Origin of the sequence: Thalassotalea sp. LPB0316 (assembly GCF_014898095.1) — a bacterium.
Lineage (GTDB): Bacteria > Pseudomonadota > Gammaproteobacteria > Enterobacterales > Alteromonadaceae > Thalassotalea_G.
The window spans coordinates 3,061,304-3,083,392 of the sequence record NZ_CP062946.1 but is presented as its reverse complement, the minus strand read 5'-3'; the positions used below and the strand labels follow the sequence as shown (position 1 = coordinate 3,083,392).

General features: G+C 41.2%; 19 protein-coding genes. 5 read left to right on the top strand and 14 right to left on the bottom strand.

Annotated features, from left to right (window positions below):
- The first annotated feature begins 68 nt into the window (after positions 1-68).
- Genes LP316_RS13890 through LP316_RS13880 form a run of 3 tightly spaced genes read left to right on the top strand, consistent with a single transcriptional unit; the run spans position 69 to position 2,152 of the window.
- On the top strand, positions 69-620 hold the full coding sequence (locus LP316_RS13890; RefSeq protein ID WP_193021743.1) for an RNA polymerase sigma factor: 552 nt from the start codon (positions 69-71) through the stop codon (positions 618-620).
- Positions 610-1,233 carry a hypothetical protein gene (locus tag LP316_RS13885; protein WP_193021742.1) on the top strand — a complete coding sequence of 208 codons (624 nt, stop codon included), beginning with the start codon at positions 610-612 and terminating at the stop codon, positions 1,231-1,233. Before LP316_RS13890 ends, LP316_RS13885 begins: the two co-directional genes overlap by 11 nt.
- A 16-nt stretch (positions 1,234-1,249) precedes the next feature.
- Positions 1,250-2,152, top strand: coding sequence for a hypothetical protein (locus tag LP316_RS13880; protein ID WP_193021741.1), 903 nt, complete (start codon positions 1,250-1,252; stop codon positions 2,150-2,152).
- Positions 2,153-2,890: 738 nt separating this feature from the next.
- Here LP316_RS13880 and LP316_RS13875 read toward each other — a convergent pair.
- The 8 genes from LP316_RS13875 to LP316_RS13840 form a co-directional block, all read right to left on the bottom strand.
- Positions 2,891-3,889, bottom strand: coding sequence for a hypothetical protein (locus LP316_RS13875; RefSeq protein WP_193021740.1), 999 nt, complete (start codon positions 3,887-3,889; stop codon positions 2,891-2,893).
- Between the two features lie 398 nt (positions 3,890-4,287).
- Complete coding sequence (locus tag LP316_RS13870; RefSeq protein WP_193021739.1) at positions 4,288-4,701, bottom strand: hypothetical protein; 414 nt, start codon at positions 4,699-4,701, stop codon at positions 4,288-4,290.
- Between the two features lie 278 nt (positions 4,702-4,979).
- The gene (locus LP316_RS13865) at positions 4,980-7,142 is read right to left on the bottom strand and encodes a malate synthase G (protein WP_193021738.1); all 2,163 of its coding nucleotides are present in this window, start codon (positions 7,140-7,142) and stop codon (positions 4,980-4,982) included.
- 430 nt (positions 7,143-7,572) lie between these two features.
- Positions 7,573-8,406 carry an IS3 family transposase gene (locus LP316_RS13860; RefSeq protein WP_226960847.1) on the bottom strand — a complete coding sequence of 278 codons (834 nt, stop codon included), beginning with the start codon at positions 8,404-8,406 and terminating at the stop codon, positions 7,573-7,575.
- Between the two features lie 5 nt (positions 8,407-8,411).
- Positions 8,412-8,747: a transposase gene (locus tag LP316_RS13855; RefSeq protein WP_193020511.1), complete on the bottom strand. Its 336-nt coding sequence runs from the start codon at positions 8,745-8,747 to the stop codon at positions 8,412-8,414.
- A 125-nt stretch (positions 8,748-8,872) separates the two neighbouring features.
- The gene (locus LP316_RS13850; protein ID WP_193021737.1) at positions 8,873-9,568 is read right to left on the bottom strand and encodes an LrgB family protein; all 696 of its coding nucleotides are present in this window, start codon (positions 9,566-9,568) and stop codon (positions 8,873-8,875) included.
- Positions 9,561-9,962: a CidA/LrgA family protein gene (locus tag LP316_RS13845; protein ID WP_193021736.1), complete on the bottom strand. Its 402-nt coding sequence runs from the start codon at positions 9,960-9,962 to the stop codon at positions 9,561-9,563. The genes LP316_RS13850 and LP316_RS13845 overlap by 8 nt, the downstream gene beginning before the upstream one ends.
- Complete coding sequence (locus LP316_RS13840) at positions 9,949-10,887, bottom strand: LysR family transcriptional regulator (protein WP_193021735.1); 939 nt, start codon at positions 10,885-10,887, stop codon at positions 9,949-9,951. Before LP316_RS13840 ends, LP316_RS13845 begins: the two co-directional genes overlap by 14 nt.
- A gap of 311 nt (positions 10,888-11,198) precedes the next feature.
- Here LP316_RS13840 and LP316_RS13835 point away from each other — a divergent pair, with 311 nt between their 5' ends.
- Entirely contained in the window at positions 11,199-12,794 is a 1,596-nt protein-coding gene (locus LP316_RS13835; RefSeq protein ID WP_193021734.1) for an isocitrate lyase, read from the top strand.
- 141 nt (positions 12,795-12,935) lie between these two features.
- On the opposite strand, the gene LP316_RS13830 is transcribed toward LP316_RS13835, so the two are convergent.
- The gene (locus LP316_RS13830; protein WP_193021733.1) at positions 12,936-13,844 is read right to left on the bottom strand and encodes a LysR family transcriptional regulator; all 909 of its coding nucleotides are present in this window, start codon (positions 13,842-13,844) and stop codon (positions 12,936-12,938) included.
- Positions 13,845-13,947: 103 nt separating this feature from the next.
- Between LP316_RS13830 and ppc the strand changes: the two genes are divergently transcribed.
- On the top strand, positions 13,948-16,503 hold the full coding sequence (gene ppc, locus LP316_RS13825; protein ID WP_193021732.1) for a phosphoenolpyruvate carboxylase: 2,556 nt from the start codon (positions 13,948-13,950) through the stop codon (positions 16,501-16,503).
- Between the two features lie 60 nt (positions 16,504-16,563).
- Here the strand turns inward: ppc and LP316_RS13820 are convergent, their stop codons facing one another.
- The 5 genes from LP316_RS13820 to epd all read right to left on the bottom strand — a co-directional run bounded on the left by LP316_RS13820 (position 16,564) and on the right by epd (position 22,064).
- Positions 16,564-17,340 (bottom strand): YdiY family protein, encoded by a 777-nt coding sequence (locus tag LP316_RS13820; RefSeq protein WP_193021731.1) that lies wholly within the window; start codon positions 17,338-17,340, stop codon positions 16,564-16,566.
- The gene (locus LP316_RS13815; protein WP_193021730.1) at positions 17,330-18,160 is read right to left on the bottom strand and encodes a mechanosensitive ion channel family protein; all 831 of its coding nucleotides are present in this window, start codon (positions 18,158-18,160) and stop codon (positions 17,330-17,332) included. The genes LP316_RS13820 and LP316_RS13815 overlap by 11 nt, the downstream gene beginning before the upstream one ends.
- Positions 18,161-18,410: 250 nt before the next feature.
- Positions 18,411-19,475 (bottom strand): class II fructose-bisphosphate aldolase, encoded by a 1,065-nt coding sequence (gene fba / locus LP316_RS13810; RefSeq protein WP_193021729.1) that lies wholly within the window; start codon positions 19,473-19,475, stop codon positions 18,411-18,413.
- 364 nt (positions 19,476-19,839) lie between these two features.
- Positions 19,840-21,015 carry a phosphoglycerate kinase gene (locus tag LP316_RS13805; RefSeq protein WP_193021728.1) on the bottom strand — a complete coding sequence of 392 codons (1,176 nt, stop codon included), beginning with the start codon at positions 21,013-21,015 and terminating at the stop codon, positions 19,840-19,842.
- Between the two features lie 38 nt (positions 21,016-21,053).
- Positions 21,054-22,064 carry an erythrose-4-phosphate dehydrogenase gene (epd, locus tag LP316_RS13800; RefSeq protein WP_193021727.1) on the bottom strand — a complete coding sequence of 337 codons (1,011 nt, stop codon included), beginning with the start codon at positions 22,062-22,064 and terminating at the stop codon, positions 21,054-21,056.
- Between the last annotated feature and the right edge of the window lie 25 nt (positions 22,065-22,089).

Genomic DNA, 22,089 nt, shown 5'->3' with positions numbered 1-22,089 from the left:
AATATTTTTCAAACTTTTTTCTCCTTTGCCTCTACTTGATAACTAAAGCAATAAAAACGGGAGCTCTGGTGTTTGAGCGAAGCGATAACTCACTAATTACACAAGCGCTAAAAGGTAAGCAATCGGCGTGGGACAAACTCGTTACTCGCTATCAAAAGCCAATTTATCACTACGCCTTGCGCATGGTGAGCAATCAAGATGATGCACTTGATTTGATGCAAGATATTTTTATCGCTGTTTACCGTAACTTGGCGAGCTTTCGAGGTGAAAGCCCGTTTAAAGGCTGGTTGTTTAAAATTGCGCATTATCGTTGTATCGAATTTTATCGGCGTAAAAAGCCAACCTTATCACTTGATGAAACACCATCGTTAGATGAGCGTGACGATGGCCATTGCTCAGTGCAAGTGATGTATGACGATCAACAAGCACAACAACTCTATCAAGCGATGCAGTTGTTGCCGGTTAATCAAAAGCTGGTGATTGAAATGAAGTTTTTTCAGCACTTTACCTTCGAAGAGATCGCCCAACAACTTGGCATTTCAACAAATACCGTTAAGTCGAGAGCCTATAGCGCACTCGACAAACTCAAAATAACGTTAGAGGTCGATTATGAAATCTGATCAACATGAGAAAATGAGTCAAGTACTTGAATGTGAGCAAAGTGATTTACAGTACAGCCAAGCACGTGAGGAAACAGCTGACGCTCTGTTGAATCTAGCACCTAAAATGAACAGTCTAGATGTGCCCAACTGGGATCGACAGTCACTTTTTGACAAAACCACCACAACCAAGGGCTCTAGCGGGTCATTTCTTCCTTGGTTGTCGATGACTTGCTCAGTGCTGGCCGTTTGTTTGGTGTTATTTAATGTGCAGTTTCAACACTCTGATAATGGCTTCACGATAGCATTTGGGCAAACAGACCAAGAAGCCATAACGCAGGTAGAGCTTGACGCTGCAATTGCACAAGCGATTAAGCAATATGAACAAGATAGCGAATTAAAGCTTGCTCAATTAGTGATGCAACTCAATGAACAGCAAAGCCAAAGTAATCTCAAACTTGCTAGCTACTTGCTTGATAGTGCGAGAAAAGAGCGAAAAGAAGACATAAGTGATGTGTTCTTGCATTTTACCGATCAAATGGCCGAGCAACAAAGCCGACAAAACATTCAGTTAAAACAACTACAACAAGCGGTGAAATATCAAAATACCAGCCTGTTTGATTCAAGTTTATAGTGTTTAGGAGAAGATAATGAAAAAATTTATACCCTTATTCATCACGCTAGCGTTTAGCAGTACTAGCATTGCGCAAGTCGATATGAGCGATATGCACAAACAGCTCAACATTATGAACGGTATTTTTAAAACCTCTCTTAATGAAGTTGCAGGCCCCTCGGGAGCGCAAGTAGGGCGCGTTGATAGCTTGTATTTAAAAGATCAAGGAATTGTTTTTACTCTGCAAACGGGTGGCCATTTTTCTCACTGGCAGGGTGATGACTTTGCCTTTATTTCGGTACCACCAGCACCTGTTGCGCCTATGATTGAACACGATATAGTTATCGATGATGACGTAGAAGAAATCATCATTCGGACCATGGAAGCAACAGGTCATGAGTATGAAAAAGCGATCGAAACGATGGCACAAGTGCGTGAAGAATCTCGCCAATTACGAGAGCAGCAACGCGATGTTACCTTTGAATTAAGAGATGTTGAGCGTGATCTTCGTGAGAAAAAGTATCAAGAAAAGCGTATCGCCGAGGATAAAGCTGCGTTAAAGGAGCTTAAAGCCGAAATCAAAGCTTTAGAGAAAGAGCAAAAAGCGCTACTTGAGCAACGCGAAGTTTTAGCTGAGAAAAACAAAAAACAAGCCCAAGCTAGGCAGGCCCAAAAACAAGAGCAGCAAAAAAAACGCATGCAATACAATGCCGCCTTACATCAGCAATTTGCCGAAACACTATGCGCATATGGCAATAGTTTAAAAGCTTTGCCTAAAGATGAAAAAATCAGCTTAGTCGTAAAACGCGGTGGTGAACAAGTTAATAACCGGGTGTTGGATAAAGTGATTATTTTCAATAAGGCCGATATGCTCGACTGTGTGATAGACAAAGTCAGCGCGAAACAGTTGTTGAGTAAAGCAACGCAATATAGTTTTTAAGTTGCTCTATAGTGTTAGTTAATAGACTGTCAGATTTGATAAATTACGATTGAATCTGGCAGTTGAATTTATACACTTATATGCATTCAATATGAGGTTTATTAACTTAATATTGACTCCAGTTGTCAAAGCGTAATTATCAAGTAAATTAAGGACATATAATGACTACCGTCTAGTAAGGGGAGCATTATCTACATATTCAAAAAAGCTTTTGATGGGAGCGTAAAGCGTGGCGTTTGTATTTTGCGCTATTTCTCTCAAGCGTTTGACATTTCGTACATCTCTTCCAAGTCTTAAGTGGTACCCACAAAAGTCAATTTTACTATCACCATATAAAGTAAAAATATAATTTTCACCTAGTACAATATCTTCAAAATACCTGTCGGGTCGTGTCTGAAAAATAATACTACCGGTTTTTCCCACCTTTAAAACTTTTATAAATCAATAGTTCAAATTCTGTAGACAGCTCTCTGTCTAAATCAAATGTTCCACTGATAACTCGACCAAATAATATGTCACTTGACACAGAAAAGTGATAATCAATCGAGTTTTTACCTATAGAGCCATAACTTTGGCAAGTCCATGCAAATGCATGGGAAGATAAAGGTAAGAGCAACAAAAATGTTATTATTTTCATAAATTAATATATAGTCCAATCAAAAGCTAAGAGTTAACCTTTATTGAACCTGCAAGGCACTCAGCGTTAATTAAGTTTTAGCACCTGATATATGCCTGTTATCAGTTAACTACGTTAGGGACATATTTCGTGAGCCCTACAGGAAGCCAACTGACAACACGACGTCGCGTTACCTGCCAAAAAGCCGATAATAAGAGTAAAAGTGCTCCCATAAATACCCCTGTTACCGCGAAACTATAGTCAACATCACCATAGTTTTTAAGGATTGTTGTTAGTGCATATAAAACATAGGCCAGTGATGAAACCATAAATGCTCTGCGATCTATAGCAATAGAAATAAGTGACATAATTATATATAGGACAATAACGCCAGCCATATTGATAATACTTTGGTCACCCTCAAGTACCCCTAGCATTGAAAACAAAGGGTGAATTATTAATGGTGCAGAAATGAGGTGCAACCAGAAAGCTACATCAGCTTTTCGGGTCGTTCTTGTTAGATCAGCGGAGTCCCAGTACATGGCTAAGAAAAATGAGCCGATTCCACATATAGCAACAAGTGCAAGAATCCATTCCTTTGCATCAGGAAACACACTTAATATTACTGAAACTAAAGTTCCGATTAGAGCTACTGTACCCGCAGCTACTGTAATCGGAACTTTAAAACGCAACCAATGGGTATATGCACCAACAGTTGCTAGTGCCGCTGCAGTGACCATTGCAGGTTCAGATGTACCTTTAAAAAATGACAAAGTTGCTGAAAATATACCGCCGACAAAGGCAATTAGTAAAACAATGGCGGGTAAAGACATCTTTCTTTTCAATACAAAGAACTCTGATAATATCCAAGAAAGAGCGACAAAGCTAAATGATGCTAGGCTATCATTGACAGGTTTCAAGACATAAATGGAAGAAAACAAAAGTAAACAAATAGCTATTACAACAAAAATATCGTTAAAGCCATTGACTAATCTAAAGTTTTCTTCATCAACAGACGGCGAGTTTTTAATATTGGAAATCGCTTGCCTAAATTCATCAACAGCATTTTGAGTAAATATTTTTTGTTCTATTGCTGTATTTAAATCATCTTCAGAATACATTGAGATCCCTCTAAACTTAGTACTTGACTCGTAGGTCTTTATTATTGATTTACTGATTTATTATCTAAACTAACAGAAAATGCACTCAATTCCATAACTTATTGTTCTGTTTAACGATTTGCATTTTTAGTTCAGCAGAATATTTTAATAATACCTAGCTATCGAACGACAGCAAGTTGGGCTAGTAATAACAGGCGTAAATAGATAGTGAGTTATAGTAAGGCTCTAAAACGGTATGTCGTAACTATTGTCAGAATACAAGTTGAATAAAACGGACAACGGGCTAACCCCAAATTACGTCAAAAGGTTTATCTCAAAACTACATAAGTTAATGAAGCAAGATTACTCAGGAACACAATAGTATCGTGCATACTAAAGACATAGCAACAAGCATCTAATTAACGACAGGTTTTTTGAGGTACGCTCGTTTTCGGTTGTTGCGGTTCCTTCGCTGGCTTTTCAACTGCTTTTTCACTACTTGAAAACCAAGAGAAGAACAGCTGTAGGTTATCGTTAAAACGAGTAAAAAACTTAAAAATTTGGCCGCCTTTACGAGTTACTCCTGATGTAACAGGTAGTAAATCTTGATTACTACTAATAAGTAGAGAATTTTCACTAGCTAATAGCTGATTGTCAGATTTATCAAAAGTAGCAGTGCTTATTGTCATCTGAACAATTGGGTAAACATGTGTTTGTTGGTGTTTTTTGAGATAGCCTATTTCATCGGCTACCGTTGCACTTGCCGAGAAACTTAACAGGCAGGCGAAAGAATAAATGGTTACAGCAGGTATGAACTTGTTAAACGTATCCATCATGTGCTCCAAGGAGGAAATTAGGTCGGCATTTATCATACTCAACCCGTGTTACGAAAATGTTAAATCGTTAGTTTACTATAGTGACCTTTATCAACTTCGACTACCTGTCTGGGATAAAGTGCCCGCAATTTAAGATTAAATGCAAAAAGTGTGATTAATTGTATTTTTACACAAGCGATGACTACGAAGGAGTGTCTTTACTTATCTTTACGTTGGCACTAAAAGAAATTGCCATTACAAGGCAGTAATGGCAATTAACTGTGATGTATAGGCGGCTAACTTGCCTTTTTCTCACGTCTAAAGGCATGCAACAATGGTTCTGTATAGCCGCTTGGTTGAGCTTTTCCTTCGAAAATCAAAGCGCTTGCTGCTTTAAAGGCAATACTTGCAGAAAAGTTTGGCGCCATCGCTTGGTAATTAGCATCGTGGCTATTTTGTTGATCGACAATTACAGCCATCTTTTCTAAGCTTTGCTGTACTTGCTCTTTTGAGCAAACCTGATGCGCTAGCCAGTTGGCAATATGTTGACTTGAAATACGTAACGTCGCTCTATCTTCCATTAAGCCCACGTTATTAATATCAGGTACTTTTGAGCAGCCAACACCTTGGTCTATCCAACGTACAACATAACCCAATATGCCTTGAGCGTTGTTATCAAGCTCGTTTTCAATTTCAGCCTGACTCCAATTAACGTCGTCGGCTAGTGGAATATTTAACATGTCATCAGGGTTAATAGGCGTGCGATTTAACAAGCCTTGTTGTTGCTCAGCAACATTGACTTGATGATAATGCAAGGCGTGCAAGGTGGCAGCTGTGGGTGAAGGTACCCACGCGGTATTTGCGCCTGATTGAGCGTGCGCTATCTTTGTTGTCATCATGCTGGCCATATCATCGGGTACAGGCCACATGCCCTTACCAATTTGTGCGCGTTGGCTAAAGCCACACCCGAGACCAACATCGACGTTGTTTTGCTCGTATGCGCCAATCCATTTGGTTAATTTGATATCGTTTTTACGGGTCATTGGGCCAGCAAGCATTGAGGTGTGAATTTCATCGCCCGTTCTGTCTAAAAAGCCAGTATTAATAAAGACAACGCGCTCTTTGGCTTCAAAAATACATTGTTTTAAATTAACACTTGTCCGGCGCTCTTCATCCATAATGCCCATTTTTATCGTGTGACGTTCAAGTCCTAGTACATCTTCGACACTGTTAAATAACTCATTGGCAAACCTGACTTCTTCTGGACCGTGCATTTTGGGTTTCACAATATAGATTGAACCCGCCTTCGAGTTAGTGCCTTGTGTAGGTCCTTGTAAATCGTGCATCGCGATTAGCGAGGTAATAAAGCCATCCATAATGCCTTCAAAAACTTCGTTGCCATCTTGGTCTAGGATTGCCGGGTTAGTCATCAAATGGCCAACATTGCGCACAAACATTAAACTTCTGCCACGCAGGCTAGCCGATTGATCTTGGCTATTGATGTAAGCTTTATCTTGGTGCATTTTACGAGTGAACGTCTTACCGTTTTTACTAACGCTTTCAGTTAAGTCTGCTTTCATTAAACCCAACCAGTTTTTATAAGCGATAACTTTATCTTCAGCGTCGACCGCGGCAACGGAGTCTTCACAATCCATGATTGTGGTTAGCGCAGATTCTAATAAAATGTCGCTAATATTGGCAGTGTCTGCTTGACCGATAGGTGATTGAGCATCAAAGCACAATTCAATATGCAAACCGTTATGGGTAAAGATTAGTGAGCTAGGCGCTGCTTTGTCACCGGTATAACCAAGCCATTGGCTTTGATCAGCAAGCAAGGTTTGCTCACCACTAGCTTGACTAACGATAAGTTGGCCTTGAACTATTGCATAGTGAGTTACGGTTTCGTGGTTACCATTTACAAGTGGCAGTGCTTCGTTTAGCCATTGCTTAGCATAGTCGACAACTTTCTGGCCGCGAACTGGGTTATAACCGCCGCTTTTTTCCGCGCCATCTGTTTCGCTAATAATATTACTGCCATACAACGCATCGTATAAACTCCCCCAACGCGCATTAACGGCATTTAGTGCAAAACGCGCATTCATGATTGGCACCACTAATTGCGGGCCAGCTAGTTGCGCTATTTCTTTATCGACATTTTGTGTGCCTATGGTGAAATCAGCTACAGGCTCATTCAAGTAACCAATTTGTTGAAGAAATGCTTTATAACGCGCTAAATCAAATTGAGGATTATCGAGGTGCCAAGCGTCAATTTGGCTTTGTAAGTCATCACGTTTGGCCAGTAATGCGCGATTTTGGTTGGCAAGTTTATCGTTAACGTTGGAAAATCCTTGCCAAAACGCAGTTGAGGAAATGGGTAAACCAGGCAAGACCTCTTGTTCAACAAAATCAAAAAGTGCTTTGTCGATTGATAGGTTTGCAATTGATGTGCGTGAAGACATAACTACCTCTGAAAAATTTCATATGGGCTTACAAATATGTAGTGAATGTAAGAGTAATGCTTAACATACGCAAGAGGCTGACATGATAGGTTTTTGTCAATTAGCATTTTAACCGTCTGCATTAATGTATGGTGTTTTTAGTTAAGTTGTTGTTTTATATGGTTTAAGTTTTTGTTTTTGATTATTGTTACTCTGGATAAACTAAAGTTATTGCTCTAAATGATACTTGTTATAACTTCTGTGAATACAAGTTGTTGTTGGTATTGTTTAAATTTATTTATTATAAAGGCAGAAAGTTTTTAAATTAATTGATATATGAAAAGCCATAACGCATGGTTATACCTAGATTAGGGGGGAGAAGGTATGAAGGTGCAAAGGTAAGAAGGTATGAAGGTAACAAGGTGGTGTGACCCCATAATAATGGACACATTTAACTTGCTCGTAAGTATCGAGCTAATGGTACTTCTCCATGAGTGCCATGCACTCTAAATCGGTTATAAATATTTTCAATATAACCCGTAACCCTTTGACTCATGTATTTCAATGGCTGTACCCCTTGTGGGTGTAGCCATTGTTGTTTCATGAGTGAGAAAAAGCTTTCAACACAAGCATTATCCCAACAGTTTCCCTTACGAGACATACTAATTATAGCACCTTGAGCATTTAGCCACCGAACGATCAAGTCACTTTTATATTGAGAGCCTTGGTCTGAATGACAAAGAACACCATTTAAGTTACTGAGCTTACTAAAACGCTTTGCATTCAAATACGCCTTTTTAACTAAATCCGAAGTTGCTGCGCGCCCTTGACTGTAACCAAGCACAGCTCGAGAATATAAATCGATAATGACGCAAACATACAGCCAACCTTCACGACAATAAACTTGCGTAATATCCGTCGCCCAAACTTGATTTACTGATTTAGGTAAAAACTCTCGGTTTAATAAATTGGGCCGTGTGTTAATACGGCTAACCTTAGGGTAGCGCTTTTGTTTTCGAGACATAACAGCACGATAGTGCTGTGCCTGTAATAGGCGTTGAACCCTATTAGGGCTTGCTTGATAGCCTTCAGCAAGTAATTGCTCATGAATCTGCCGGTAGCCAAATGCCCCTTCAGATATTTGAATTATCTTGTCTATTGCACGTAATAACTCAGCGTTGCTTGCATCTCTTTTCGATGTGCCACGCTTAAAGTACGCATAAAAACCAGAGCTTGATACATCTAGCAGTTTACACAAGTGAAGAGTATCTCCAGGCGTTCGAATTTGCTCTATGAACTCGAATTTTTCTGCCGTTTTTCCTTGAAGAACTCTTCCGCCTTTTTTAGGATTTCAATATCTTCATTCGCACGTTCAAGTTGTTTCTTTAAACGTTCATTTTCTTTTTCAAGTTGTTTGTAGCTTTTATCAGGACCTTTCAATTTTTTTAACTCCACTGGAACTATTGGATCTGATGAAAGGTATTTTTTACGCCACCGCTGTATCATGTGAACATTTATGCCAACTCGCTTGGCAAACTCTGGGAGAGTTTCAATGCTTTCAACAGATTGTCTTACAACATCCATCTTATAGCATTCACTGTATTGTTTTCGAGATTTGTATCGCATAGACACCTCTAAATATTAAATTTAAAAAGGTGTCCACTAAAACGGGGTCACTCTAAAGGTTTGAAGGTTTTAAGCTACTAGTTAGCGCCAACATTCAAACATTCCAACGTTCAAACATTCAAACATTACAGCTGAAACATAGGGATGAGTAACGGACTTAATAACGCTGTGATCACCGCTGAAACGACTAAAGCGAGCGAGCTATAAGCGCCATATTGATAGCCTAACGGGCTAATCGTTGCCGTGCCCAGTGCGTGGCTCGCACAGCCTATTGCTAGGCCTTGCGCTTGTGGGTGAGTGATATTAAAGCGATTTAATAAACTTATTCCCCAAATAGCACCAACAATCCCGGCAATAATAATCGATACTGCAGTGATCGCAGCAATCCCGTGAAGTTGCTCCGTCAGTGCCAGTCCTATTGGTGTTGTCACCGACTTTAGCGACATAGAAACGGCAATGTCATAACGCTGTAATATCAAAAGCGTGAAAGTCATATTAACCATGATAAACAGGCTAATGCTGGTTGTAAGTACTAGTGTTATTGCCTTTAAGTGCGCTTTAATCGTGTGTAATTGCTTGTATAAAACAAAACCTAACGCGACAATTGCAGGCTCGAGCAACTGGGTGAAAATTTTAGTATCTTGATAATAGGTTTGATAGCTAATGCCTTGATGATCCAATAATGGAATTAATACGAATAAACTCATCATCATCGGATTGAGCCAAATCAGTTTGAGTTTGTTTTGCAGTAAAACAAATAGCTGATAAACCACTATCGTTAGCAGAAGGTAAAAAATAAAGCTAATAGGGTGATCAAGCACTAGACTCGTCCTTGTTTAGTTCTATTTGAGCGCCTTGGTTTTTATTGAGAATTTTTTGATAGAGTGCACCAGTGACCAACATCAGTAAAATCGTTGTTACGATCACCAATAAGGTAAGTATTAAGCCAAATTCAGCAATCAGTGCTTTGTGCTCCATAATGCCAACACCTGCGGGCACAAAACACACACCCATGTGCTTAATGATCCAATCAACACTGGCTTGTAGTCTGTCAGCTTGAAAAATTTCCGCCTGCAAGCCAAAGGTCAGCAGTAACATACCGTAAAGCGCGGCAGGCAGAAAATCGATAAGCGCATTCATGCCATAGCCCAGTGCTAAACAGATCGCAATGATCACCACACTGTAGCCATGATCCATCATGCTAGCTTTGCTCATTTGCCGCTTCCATGACTAAGTGCCGAAACCAAATATGGCTTGCATCGTGATGCAATAACGGGCTCCAAATCATTTTTAATTCAATATCAGGGATCTCAAACGGTGGCTTTAACACGGTATAATTAGCGTCATCTTTGTGAAGCATTGCCGCTTTAGTTGGTAATGTGGCTACCAGCTCATCTTCATAGGCCAATTGCATAGCAACGTGGTAATTTCGGCTAAACACCTTGATATCCCGCTTTTTACCTAACCGCGCAAGTGCTTCATCAACCCAACCGAGCTTTTGGACATCTTTTGGATCCATGCCGACACCAACGCCAAAGCCTGTTTTAGAGACCCAAACGTGCTTGGCTGATAAGTAAGTATTGAGGTTGAATTTTGATACGACAGGATTGTCAGCACTTAGCAAGCAAGAAAAGGTGTCGCGCCAGATCGTCTTTTGGTGGAATGACTGAGGTAACTCGTCAAAACGGTTGATTGCCATATCGATTTTACCGGCTTCAACATCGTGAAACGTCACGTCGCTTGGTGTCATAATGTCGATGGTAATATTGGGGGCTTTTTGATTGATTTTTCTCAATAGCGCAGGTAATAGCGTTGACGCGGCATAGTCACTTGCCATGATCCTAAAAACACGTTGCGAATGTTGCTCGTTAAATTCCTCTTCGCCTTGCAATGCTTCTTCAAGTTCGAGCAATATTTTGCGAATTGTCGGTGCCAAAGCTCTAGCGCGCTCGGTTGGCACCATGCCATCAGAGGTGCGCACTAAAATTGGATCGTTAAATAAATTTCTTAATCTTTTCAATCCATTACTCATAGCTGGTTGGGTAATGTTAAGCTGGCTTGCAGCTTTAGTGACATTCTTTTCACGCAATAACACGTCAAGATAGATCAACAGGTTTAAATCAATTTTTGATATATTCATAATCTAAATGGTTTTGTAATAATTAATAATTCTTCTTCATGTGCACTATAGTGCTAATTGGTTTGTTTCAGCAAATGTTTTTCTTGATTTAGCACTAAGACTTTAGTTTTAATTGTGTTTGTTGGTTTTTAACTTATTGTTTATAAACTAAAAAACAAATATCTTGTTTAGAGTTATAACTCTATTATCATTTTGGTGAATAGTGGTAATGCTAATAATATATTTCAGTTATGTGTTTTTTGGGGTTTAGTATTGATGACGTTCTCGATGAAAACTTTTAAAACCACATTACATTGATTTAAGGAAACGCTATGTCGACTTATACCCAAGAAATTGATAATGCAGCATCGCTAATCTCTTCTCAAAACGAAGGTTGGAATGCTATCTCGGCAGAATCTGTAGCTCGCATGCGCCTTCAAAACCGTTTCAAAACGGGTTTAGATATTGCTAAATACACGGCGAAAATTATGCGTCAAGATATGGACAACTATGATGCAGACCCTGCCAAATATACTCAGTCGTTAGGTTGTTGGCATGGCTTTATCGGTCAGCAAAAAATGATTTCAATCAAGAAGCATTTTGAAAATACTGATCGTCGTTACCTTTACCTTTCTGGTTGGATGGTTGCCGCACTTCGCTCTGAATTTGGCCCATTACCAGACCAATCAATGCACGAAAAAACGTCAGTTGCAGCATTAATTGAAGAGCTTTACACCTTCTTACGTCAAGCAGATGCACGTGAATTAGGCGGTTACTACCGTGAACTTGACGCAGCACGTGAAGCGGGTGATGAAGCAAAAGCTAAAGAAGTACAAAGCAAAATTGATAACCATGTTACCCATGTTGTACCAATTATTGCTGATATTGATGCTGGTTTTGGTAACGCTGAAGCAACTTACTTACTGGCTAAGAAAATGATTGAAGCCGGTGCGTGTTGTATCCAGATTGAAAACCAAGTATCAGATGAAAAGCAATGTGGTCACCAAGACGGTAAAGTAACCGTGCCTCACGAAGATTTCTTAGCTAAGATTCGCGCGGTTCGTTACGCATTCTTAGAGTTAGGTGTCGATGACGGCGTAATCGTTGCTCGTACTGACTCATTAGGCGCTGGTTTAACCAAACAAATCGCGGTAACCAAAGAGCCGGGTGACTTAGGTGACCAATACAACTCATTCTTAGATTGTGAAGAAGTTGCAGCAAGTGATTTAGCCAACGGTGATGTTGTTATCAACCGCGGCGGTAAGTTACTTCGTCCTAAGCGTTTAGCATCTAACTTATTCCAGTTCCGCCAGGGTACCGGTGAAGAGCGTTGTGTTTTAGACTCGATTACTTCACTACAAAACGGTGCTGACTTATTGTGGATTGAAACGGAAAAACCACATATCGGTCAAATCGGTGGCATGGTCAATGAGATTCGCAAAGTTATCCCGAACGCTAAGCTAGTTTACAACAACTCGCCATCGTTCAACTGGACGCTTAACTTCCGTCAGCAAGTTTTCGATTCATGGGTTGAAGAGGGCAAAGACGTTTCAGCATACGATCGCAACAACTTAATGAGCGCTGAATATGATGCGACTGAACTAAGTATTGAAGCTGATAACCGTATTCGTACGTTCCAAGCAGATGCAGCACGTGAAGCGGGTATTTTCCATCACTTAATTACGTTACCAACATACCACACCGCGGCGTTATCAACTGATAACTTAGCTAAAGAATACTTCGGTGATGAAGGCATGTTAGGCTACGTTAAAGGTGTTCAACGTAAGGAAATTCGCCAAGGTATCGCATGTGTTAAACACCAAAACATGGCAGGTTCTGATATCGGTGACGATCACAAAGAATACTTTGCTGGTGAAGCTGCACTAAAAGCGGCTGGTAAAGACAACACCATGAACCAATTTGGTTAATTCGAAACTAGTTTCTCTAGAAAAGTTAGTTAGTTTTGAACCTTAATAGCCCGCGCAAGCGGGCTTTTTTTATTTTTGACACAGTATTTCTCGTTAAAATGTCAAAAGCCTAGCAAAGTATTTGATTAAACAAAGGCATAGCTAACGGCGTTTGACATGGTGCTGGTGAATATAGTCGCTAAAGGCTTGGGCAAGTAGTGATAGCTTGCGCTGTTTACTGTGCACTAAATACCAGTCACTAACAATTGGAAAATGCTCAACAGGCAGGGTAACAACACCGGTTGTCGGATTATTTTCTACTGAATGACGACTCAATATTGCCAATCCCAACCCCTCTGCGACCATATTTTTTATTGCATCATTGCTCTCTACCATCATCCGTTGATGCAAAGCGATATTGTGTTGCCGACAAAAGTTATCAATAGTGGTTCGGGTACCAGAGCCTTTCTCTCGCAAAATAAAGGGGTAGTGAATAATTCTATTAAGCGAGACAGAGGGTTTTCGGGTCAATTCATGCCGCTCTGGCGCAATAACCACTAAATCGTTATGGAGAAATGGCATCTTGATCAGCGCTAAATCATCAGGGCAGTGACTTAACACATAAAAATCGTCGAGGTTTTGCATTGCTCGCTCGATCACGGTTTTGCGATTTTTTATCGTAAGTTCTACGTCGATATTCGGAAACTCACGGCAAAATGGCCCGAGGATCTGAGGCATAAAGTGTTGTGCTGTTGAAACAATACACAATCTCAGTGTGCCTGCTTGTAAACCGTTATAAGCATTGAGTTCAATCGCTAAATTTTCAAAGCTACAGGCAATTTGCTGTGCCGCGCGATAAACCGTTTGTCCGACTTCTGTGATCACGATTTGTTTACCGCGTTGATGATATAACTCAACACCGAGTAATTCGCTTAACTTTTTAAGTTGGATCGACACCGAAGGTTGGGCAATGAACAAACGTTCGGCGGTTTTAGAAACGCTTTGGGTTTCAACTAACGCCGAAAATAACTGGAGTTGCCTTATAGTAGGTGTACGATTCGTTGGAAACATATATAGATAAAAGTAAATACATTTATTAGTTTATATATATTGGAATTAATAATTATGCAAGATTAACCTGCCAATACGACAATGTTAACCTTAGGTAGGGATTATGTTAGATGCGATTCGCAATAACGTTCGAGTATTGGGCCAGTTACTTGGGCAAACGATTGCAGTGGAAAAAGGCGATGAGTGGGTCGATAAAATCGAAGTTATTCGGCATTTAAGTCGCGATGTCACACTCAGCGATGAGCAAGCACTTGAAACGCTTCAAGGGTTATTTAGCAAAACCAATGAGCAAGATTTACTGGTTTATGCGCGTGCGTTTAGTCAGTTTTTAAATCTCTCAAATATTGCCGAGCAGCAATATACTGTCAGTGAGCAAGGGTTGGCTGAACTCGATTTGGCCCATCCGTTAGCGGCACTCCAGCAAAAGCTCGGTGATGTTTCGCCCGAAGCATTCGCTAAAGCTTTGAGTAAATTACACGTAGAATTGGTTCTTACTGCACATCCTACTGAGGTCAACCGCAGAACTTTTATCCATAAATATCATCAGATTGCCTTAGAGTTAGAAGAAAATCCTGACGACACTTCGCGGATCGCTGAACTGATAGAACAAGCTTGGTTTACCAATGAAATTCGCAATGAAAGACCAACACCCCTTGATGAATCTCGTTGGGGTTTAGATGTGATCGCTGACAGTTTGTGGACGGCGGTACCAAAGTTTATCCGTGAGTTAGACGATGTCGCACAACAAATCACAGGCCAAGCTTTAGCATTAGATTATGCGCCAATCACTATGGCGAGCTGGATGGCCGGTGATCGCGATGGTAACCCCTTTGTGACAGCAACTTTGAGCGAACAGGCATTGTTGAATGCGCGTTTGCGCGCTGCTGAACTTTACTTGCAGGATTTCACCGAACTGTATTTAGAGCTTTCAATGAATAATGCAAACGACGCTTTGTTGGTCGCTGATGTCGAGCACATTGGCCCGTATCGCCATCAACTTAAGCAAGTCATCAAGAGCCTAAAACAGACGATTAGTTTGCTTAGTGATGGCATAACACAAGGGACGATAGAGTCAAAAGATGAGTTACTCGAGCCACTTTATCGCTGTCGAGAAAGCCTCCTTGCTCATGGATTATCGCGTAGCGCTAATTCATCATTACTCGATCTGATTCGCAAAGTGCACTGTTTTGGCATCTCGATGGTTAAGCTCGATATTCGTCAACACAGTGAACGTCACAATCAAGCGATGGCTGAAATCACCCAAGCACTTGGACTAGGCGATTATGAGTCATGGGATGAGCAAACCCGTGTTAATTTTTTAATCAAAGAATTAAACAATAGTCGCCCCCTGATCCCTGATGTTGAGTTTTCTAGTGATGTTCAAGAAGTACTCGATACCTATGAGATGATCGCGCGTCAACCGAAAGAAATGCTTGGCATCTATATTATCTCAATGGCTAGTCATGTCAGTGACGTTTTGTTGGTGGCACTTTTACAAAAAGCTGTTGGTTTATCGTGGCGAATGCCAATAGCGCCGTTATTTGAAACCTTAGACGACTTAAACAACGCACCTAAAGTGATGTCATCGTTACTTGATATCAGTGATTATCGCGCGCGCTGTGATGGCAAGCATTATGTCATGATTGGTTATAGTGATTCAGCAAAAGATGCCGGGGTATTAGCAGCAACTTGGGGGCAATATACCGCGCAAGAAGCATTGGTTGAGGTATTTGCCGAGCGAGATGTCGAGTTAAAACTATTCCATGGTCGCGGTGGTACTATTGGTCGTGGCGGCGGGCCAGCGAATGCGGCAATCGCCTCACAACCACCCGGTACATTGGCTGGCGGGCTGCGAGTAACTGAGCAGGGCGAGACTATTCGCTACAAATTCGGCTTACCCAATTTGGCAGTGCGTTCGCTACATCTATACGCTTCAGCTATCTTGTCTTCACTCATTTTGCCACCACCAAAACCCAAGGCTTCGTGGCGCGCGTTGATGGAGAAAATGGCACAAGAAAGCTGCCAACAATATCGCAGTTATGTCCAAGATAAGACTGATTTTGTCCGTTATTTTCGCCAAGCAACACCTGAGCAAGAGCTATCATCATTACCTTTGGGTTCTCGGCCGAGTAAACGCCGAGCTGATGGTGGTATCGAATCTCTGCGTGCTATTCCATGGATTTTCGCTTGGAGTCAAAACAGGTTAGTGGTGCCGAGTTGGCTTGGCTTAGGTCAAGCACTCGCAAACAATCTTGACAATAAAGCGGTTATGCAAGAAATGTTAGCGCAATGGCCTTACTTTAATTCGCGTATTTCATTAACTGAAATGGTTTATTTAAAGTCAGATCCGCAAGTTGCAGCTTTATATGACGAAGCGCTAGTTGAAGAAGGCTTAAAACCACTTGGCGATAAACTTAGATCACAATTAAAAGAAGATGAGCAAACCGTCTTGCAATTACTCGGTCAACGTCAGGCAATGGAGCGAGACCGTTGGAATTTAAGCTCGTTTGAACTGCGACAACCTTACTTGTTACCACTGCACTTAATGCAAATAGAGGCATTAAAGCGACTTAGAGCCAATCCTGAACACCCTGTTTACGAGCAGCTGCTTATGGTCACTATGGCTGGTATCGCGACAGGTATGCGCAATACTGGTTAATAAAAAAAGGGTCAGCGTAATTTTTACACTGACCCTTTTTTACATTATAAATAGCTACCGTTAGAAACTATAGACAAGCGTTACTGCCGTTTCTGTATCGGTTTTCTTGGTGCCAGGTTCAACGACACTGTTGTGATCAATATTCAATGAAAACTTGAGTTGTAACGTTTCAATTAGCTTAGTAATGACTGACGTTTCACTGCGATAGACATTGTTTTCACCATTTTTAGGTGCATATTTAGCTGAAACAAATTGGCGAAATTGAACGTGAGAGTTGATTTTGTGCAAGTACAGGCCCGAAGCTTGAATAATAAAAGCATCTCTAGTTTCTTCTGCTGTAGTTTCTGTTGCCGAAACTACATCACGTTTAAAACCCGGACCAATATCGGCGTCAAAGCTTGCTACTTCTGTTTTGTACCAACGGCGACCCCAACCTGTTGACATTGAAGATTGTGACTCAAAACCACTAAAGCGATCTTGCTTGTAGTCACCACTGCCGTAGATGTAGTTTGTACCGCGCTCATTAAGAATGTAGTTTGTTTTACCAGCGATATTCCAGGTTTGATCTGAGGTTACCCATTTATCATTACCTTCTTCATCGGTGACTTCACCTTTTTTACCCAAGATATTGAAGTTTAATGAGTTGCGCCAGTGCTCAAGATCGTAACGTAACTCTGCACCAGCTCTAATATCCGCACTATTGGTATTACCCGTTTTTAACAAGAAGCCGAGTTCAATAGCCGTTGTTAACTCGGGTTCTTTAGATGTGGTGTCGTCTTGAGCGAGCGAGATAAATGGCACTAGTGCTAGTGCCAAAACATTCATCTTAGTCTTCATTTTTACTCTCGTTATTAAGGTGCACAGACATTTGTGGGTATGGAATTTCAATCCCAGCTTCGTCTAACGCAACCTTGATGTTTTCTAATAAATTAAAATATACAGGCCAGTAATCACCTGAATTTACCCACGGGCGAACAACAATATTAACTGAACTATCAGCTAATTCACTGACGCCAATGGTCACTGGTTGGTCGGTTAATACGCGCTCATCTTTAGCAACGACGTCAGCTAAAATTTGACGTGTTTTAGCTAAGTCAGCGTCGTAGCTTACGCCGATGACTAAGTCAATTCTGCGTGTTGGTTTGGCTGAATAGTTAGTAATTGTGCCACCAGTAATTGAGCCGTTGGGAATGATAACAGTTTTATTATCACCAGTGCGCAATTTCGTTGAGAAAATTAAAACTTCTTCAACAATACCTGCAACACCACTCACCTCAACAAAATCACCAGCTTTAAACGGGCGGAATGAAATCAATAACACGCCAGATGCGAAGTTCGACAAAGAGCCTTGTAGAGCTAAACCAATGGCTAAACCTGCAGCACCTAAAATAGCAACCAGTGATGAGGTGTTAAAACCTAAGTGTGAGATTGCTACGATTAAGGTAAGGGTGAAGGCTAAACCAAATACGAGGCTTTCAACAAATGATACAACCGTGTTGTCGACGTTTTTGTGGTTGAGCATTTTTGCAATCGCTTTGCTGATCAAGCGCGATAACATTTTACCAACAAAAACAATGACGATGGCAACTAACAGCTTAATGCCAAAGTTAATTAACATATCTTGGTTATTACTAAACCAGTTTATGACTTTTTCCATGTGTACTCTCCGGGTTTTTATTGTTAATTCCATAGCGCTAAAGAGAGCGAAAGCACTCTGTATGCACGGCAATTATATATGGTTTTGTTACTAACACTAAGGTTTTTAACGTGTAGGGCTATAAAGATAGGCTAAGTGTTAAAAAATAACCATAAAAAAAGAGGCTATAGCCTCTTTTTTAAGCGGTTAAATATTAACAAAATAATAACTTATTTACTATCTTGTTAAGGTAAAAGCTCTTCGGGGCTTTTTATTTAATGAGTGCGTTCAATTCACCACTTTCATAACGAGTAAACATTTTCTCTAGAGACACTGGCTTGATTTTACTCGCATTACCGGCCGTACCAAATGCTTCGTAACGAGCAACACAAATGTCGGTCATTGCTTTGGTTGTTTCTGCTAGGAATTTACGTGGATCGAATTCACTTGGGTTATGTGCTAAGAAACGACGAGTAGCACCCGTTGATGCTAAACGTAAATCGGTATCAATGTTAACTTTACGAACACCGTTTTTAATACCTTCTTGAATCTGCTCTACTGGCACACCGTAAGTTTCTGGGATATTACCGCCGTATTCATTGATAACGGCTAACCACTCTTGTGGTACCGAAGATGAGCCGTGCATAACTAAGTGGGTATTTGGAATGCGGGCATGGATCGCTTTAATGCGATCAATGGCTAAAATATCGCCTGTAGGTGGACGAGTGAATTTGTAAGCACCGTGTGAGGTACCGCAAGCAATCGCTAAGGCGTCTACTTGGGTTTTTTGAACAAAGTCTGCTGCTTCTTCAGGGTCGGTAAGCATTTGCTCTAGCGTCAGTTTACCTTCCGCGCCAATACCGTCTTCCTCACCTGCTTCACCTGTTTCAAGTGAGCCTAAGCAACCTAATTCACCCTCAACAGATACACCACAGGCATGCGCCATTTCAACGGTGCGACGCGTAACATCAACATTGTACTCATAGCTAGATGGTGTTTTACCATCTTCCATTAATGAGCCATCCATCATCACAGATGAAAAGCCTAATTGGATTGAACGCTGACAAACGCTAGGTGATGTACCGTGATCTTGGTGCATAACCACTGGGATATGTGGGAATTCTTCAATCGCGGCCAAAATTAAGTGGCGTAAGAAAGGCGCACCTGCGTATTTTCTCGCGCCCGCTGAGCCTTGCAATATTACTGGGCTGTTGGTCTTGTCAGCGGCGATCATAATCGCACGGACTTGCTCTAAGTTATTTACGTTAAATGCCGGGATACCGTATCCGTTTTCTGCTGCGTGATCTAGCATCTGACGCATTGAAACTAAAGCCATTCTTAACTCCTAGTCGTACACTTGTGGTGATATTTTGTTGGTTTGATAAAAACGTGTCATCAAATGTAATAGGTGATGAAAGTTTTCATTGGTCGGCGCGGATTGTATCAAAGGCGCAAGAAGGTTGAAAGCAAAGAAGGGGATAAAGTGGGAAAGTTAATAGCTTTAATGTGAGAAGGTTTCAATGTGAGAAGGCGGTATGGTTGTAAGGTGATAAATGCTTTAAGGCAGGGTGTTTTAGGTCGAGTCATTCCGGCGGTGTTTTAGGCCGGAATCTTCAGTTCAAAAGGCCTTTTTATGCGATAAGGCTGTAATGCTGGAAAGTTAAAAACATTCCAGCATTATAGCTTTTAACCTTCCAGCCTTATTTTGCGCGTTCTTCCAAAATCGCTACTGCAGGTAATTTCTTACCTTCTAAAAATTCTAGGAAAGCTCCGCCACCGGTTGAAATGTATGAGACTTTATCGGCGATGTTGTATTTGTCAACCGCTGCTAAAGTATCCCCGCCACCGGCGATAGAGAAAGCTTTTGAATTAGCAATGGCGTTAGCAATAATTTCTGTACCTTTGCCGAATTGATCAAACTCAAATACACCAACAGGACCATTCCATACAATGGTACCAGCGTTTGCTAAAATATCGGCTAATGCTTGCGCTGAATCTGGGCCTATATCAAAAATCATATCGTCTGGTGCAACATCACTAACGGCTTTTAATGTTGCCGTTGCGCTTTCCGAAAACTCAGTTCCAACTACAACATCAGTCGGTACAGGAATATCACCGCCATTTGCTTGTGCTTGAGCCGTTAAACGCTTAGCTTCATCGACTAAGTCAGCTTCAAATAAAGACTTACCAACGTTGTGGCCTTGTGCCGCGATGAAGGTGTTGGCGATACCACCACCGACAACTAATTGATCAACAATACCTGCTAACGAATCTAAGACCGTTAACTTAGTTGATACTTTTGAGCCACCAACAATCGCTACCAGCGGGCGCGCTGGATTATCGAGGGCCTTGCCTAATGCATCTAATTCAGCTGCTAATAACGGACCAGCACATGCAGTAGGCGCAAACTTGGCAACACCATGCGTACTTGCTTGTGCGCGATGAGCTGTGCCAAAGGCGTCCATCACAAAAATATCGCAAAGATTAGCGAGTTTTTGTGCTAGCGCTTCGTCGTTTTTCTTCTCGCCGACATTAAAGCGAATGTTTTCAAACACGACGAGCTCGCCAGCGCCCACTTCAACACCGTCGAGATAATCAGTGACTAAGCGAACAGGGTAGTTAAGTGCCGCCGCTAGGTAATCAACCACAGGTTGTAGTGAAAATTCAGTGTTAAATTCACCCTCGGTAGGGCGACCTAGGTGAGACATCACCATGACTTTCGCACCTGATTCTAGGGCAAGTTTTAGTGTTGGTAGTGCCGCTTTTAAACGCGCATCTGAAGTGATTTTGCCGTCTTTAACAGGGACGTTTAAGTCTTCGCGAATTAATACGCGTTGGTTGGCAAGTGCTAAATCACTCATTTTGATTACTGACATGATTAACTCCGTTTGAACAAGGGTGTAATAACTATAATTTATACTTTAGACATGGCTAAAGCCGTATCTAACATTCTGTTGGCAAATCCCCACTCGTTGTCGCACCACACTAGCATTTTCACTAAACGCTTGTGACTAACACGAGTTTGATTGCCGTCGACAATACACGAGTGCGGATCGTGATTAAAATCAATCGATACAAGTGGCTCTTCGGTATATCCCAGGATACCCGATAAACCATTACTTGTAGCTTTAATGATTGCTTGATTAATTTCTGCGATGGAAACATCAGTGTTGACTGTTACGCTTAAGTCCATCGCGGTAACATTAATCGTTGGTACTCGAACGGCAATAGCTTCAAACCTACCGGCAAACTTAGGCAGTATTCTTTCAATACCTAAAGCAAGCTTGGTATCGACGGGAATAATAGACTGGCTGGCGGCGCGCGTTCGACGTAAATCACTGTGATAAGCATCAATCACTTGCTGATCATTCATCGAGGAGTGAATTGTGGTGATAGTGCCACTTTCTACGCCAAAGGCATCATCGATTGCTTTGATCACAGGTACGATACAATTAGTGGTACATGAACCATTAGAAACAATGCGGTGCTCAGCTAACAGGCTATCTTGATTAATGCCGTAAATAATTGTGTTATCAATTTTTTTGGCGATTGGCTGTGAGAACAAGACTTTCTTTGCGCCTTGTTTTAAGTGCAATTCGCCATGCTCACGCTTATCAAATACACCAGAGCACTCGAGCACAATGTCGACATTGTGCTCAGCCCACTCAAGCGCATTTAAGCTTTTGTGATGACTGATATTGATCGTATGGTCATTGATTTTCAACTGATTTTGGCTGTGCCTAACCTCAAATGGAAAGCGCCCGTGGGTACTGTCGTATTTTAATAGGTGAGCAATACCTTCAATGTCAGCGAGCTCGTTGATGGCGACGACATTGATTTGATGTTGACGATTGGTTTCAAAGACGGCGCGCAATACACTGCGGCCAATTCTACCTAAACCATTAATGGCGATGTTTATCGACATAACTCTCTTTATTGGAATAAACGCC

Bases quoted from the DNA above. Each gene is read 5' to 3' on its own strand.
- LP316_RS13865 (WP_193021738.1), bottom strand. From the start codon at position 7,142: ATGTCTTCACGCACATCAATTGCAAACCTATCAATCGACAAAGCACTT.
- LP316_RS13805 (WP_193021728.1), bottom strand. From the start codon at position 21,015: ATGTCAGTAATCAAAATGAGTGATTTAGCACTTGCCAACCAACGCGTA.
- LP316_RS13835 (WP_193021734.1), top strand. From the start codon at position 11,199: ATGTCGACTTATACCCAAGAAATTGATAATGCAGCATCGCTAATCTCT.
- epd (WP_193021727.1), bottom strand. From the start codon at position 22,064: ATGTCGATAAACATCGCCATTAATGGTTTAGGTAGAATTGGCCGCAGT.
- fba (WP_193021729.1), bottom strand. From the start codon at position 19,475: ATGGCTTTAGTTTCAATGCGTCAGATGCTAGATCACGCAGCAGAAAAC.
- LP316_RS13840 (WP_193021735.1), bottom strand. From the start codon at position 10,887: ATGAATATATCAAAAATTGATTTAAACCTGTTGATCTATCTTGACGTG.
- LP316_RS13830 (WP_193021733.1), bottom strand. From the start codon at position 13,844: ATGTTTCCAACGAATCGTACACCTACTATAAGGCAACTCCAGTTATTT.
- ppc (WP_193021732.1), top strand. From the start codon at position 13,948: ATGTTAGATGCGATTCGCAATAACGTTCGAGTATTGGGCCAGTTACTT.
- LP316_RS13845 (WP_193021736.1), bottom strand. From the start codon at position 9,962: ATGAGCAAAGCTAGCATGATGGATCATGGCTACAGTGTGGTGATCATT.
- LP316_RS13875 (WP_193021740.1), bottom strand. From the start codon at position 3,889: ATGTATTCTGAAGATGATTTAAATACAGCAATAGAACAAAAAATATTT.
- LP316_RS13885 (WP_193021742.1), top strand. From the start codon at position 610: ATGAAATCTGATCAACATGAGAAAATGAGTCAAGTACTTGAATGTGAG.
- LP316_RS13815 (WP_193021730.1), bottom strand. From the start codon at position 18,160: ATGGAAAAAGTCATAAACTGGTTTAGTAATAACCAAGATATGTTAATT.
- LP316_RS13855 (WP_193020511.1), bottom strand. From the start codon at position 8,747: ATGCGATACAAATCTCGAAAACAATACAGTGAATGCTATAAGATGGAT.
- LP316_RS13820 (WP_193021731.1), bottom strand. From the start codon at position 17,340: ATGAAGACTAAGATGAATGTTTTGGCACTAGCACTAGTGCCATTTATC.
- LP316_RS13870 (WP_193021739.1), bottom strand. From the start codon at position 4,701: ATGGATACGTTTAACAAGTTCATACCTGCTGTAACCATTTATTCTTTC.
- LP316_RS13880 (WP_193021741.1), top strand. From the start codon at position 1,250: ATGAAAAAATTTATACCCTTATTCATCACGCTAGCGTTTAGCAGTACT.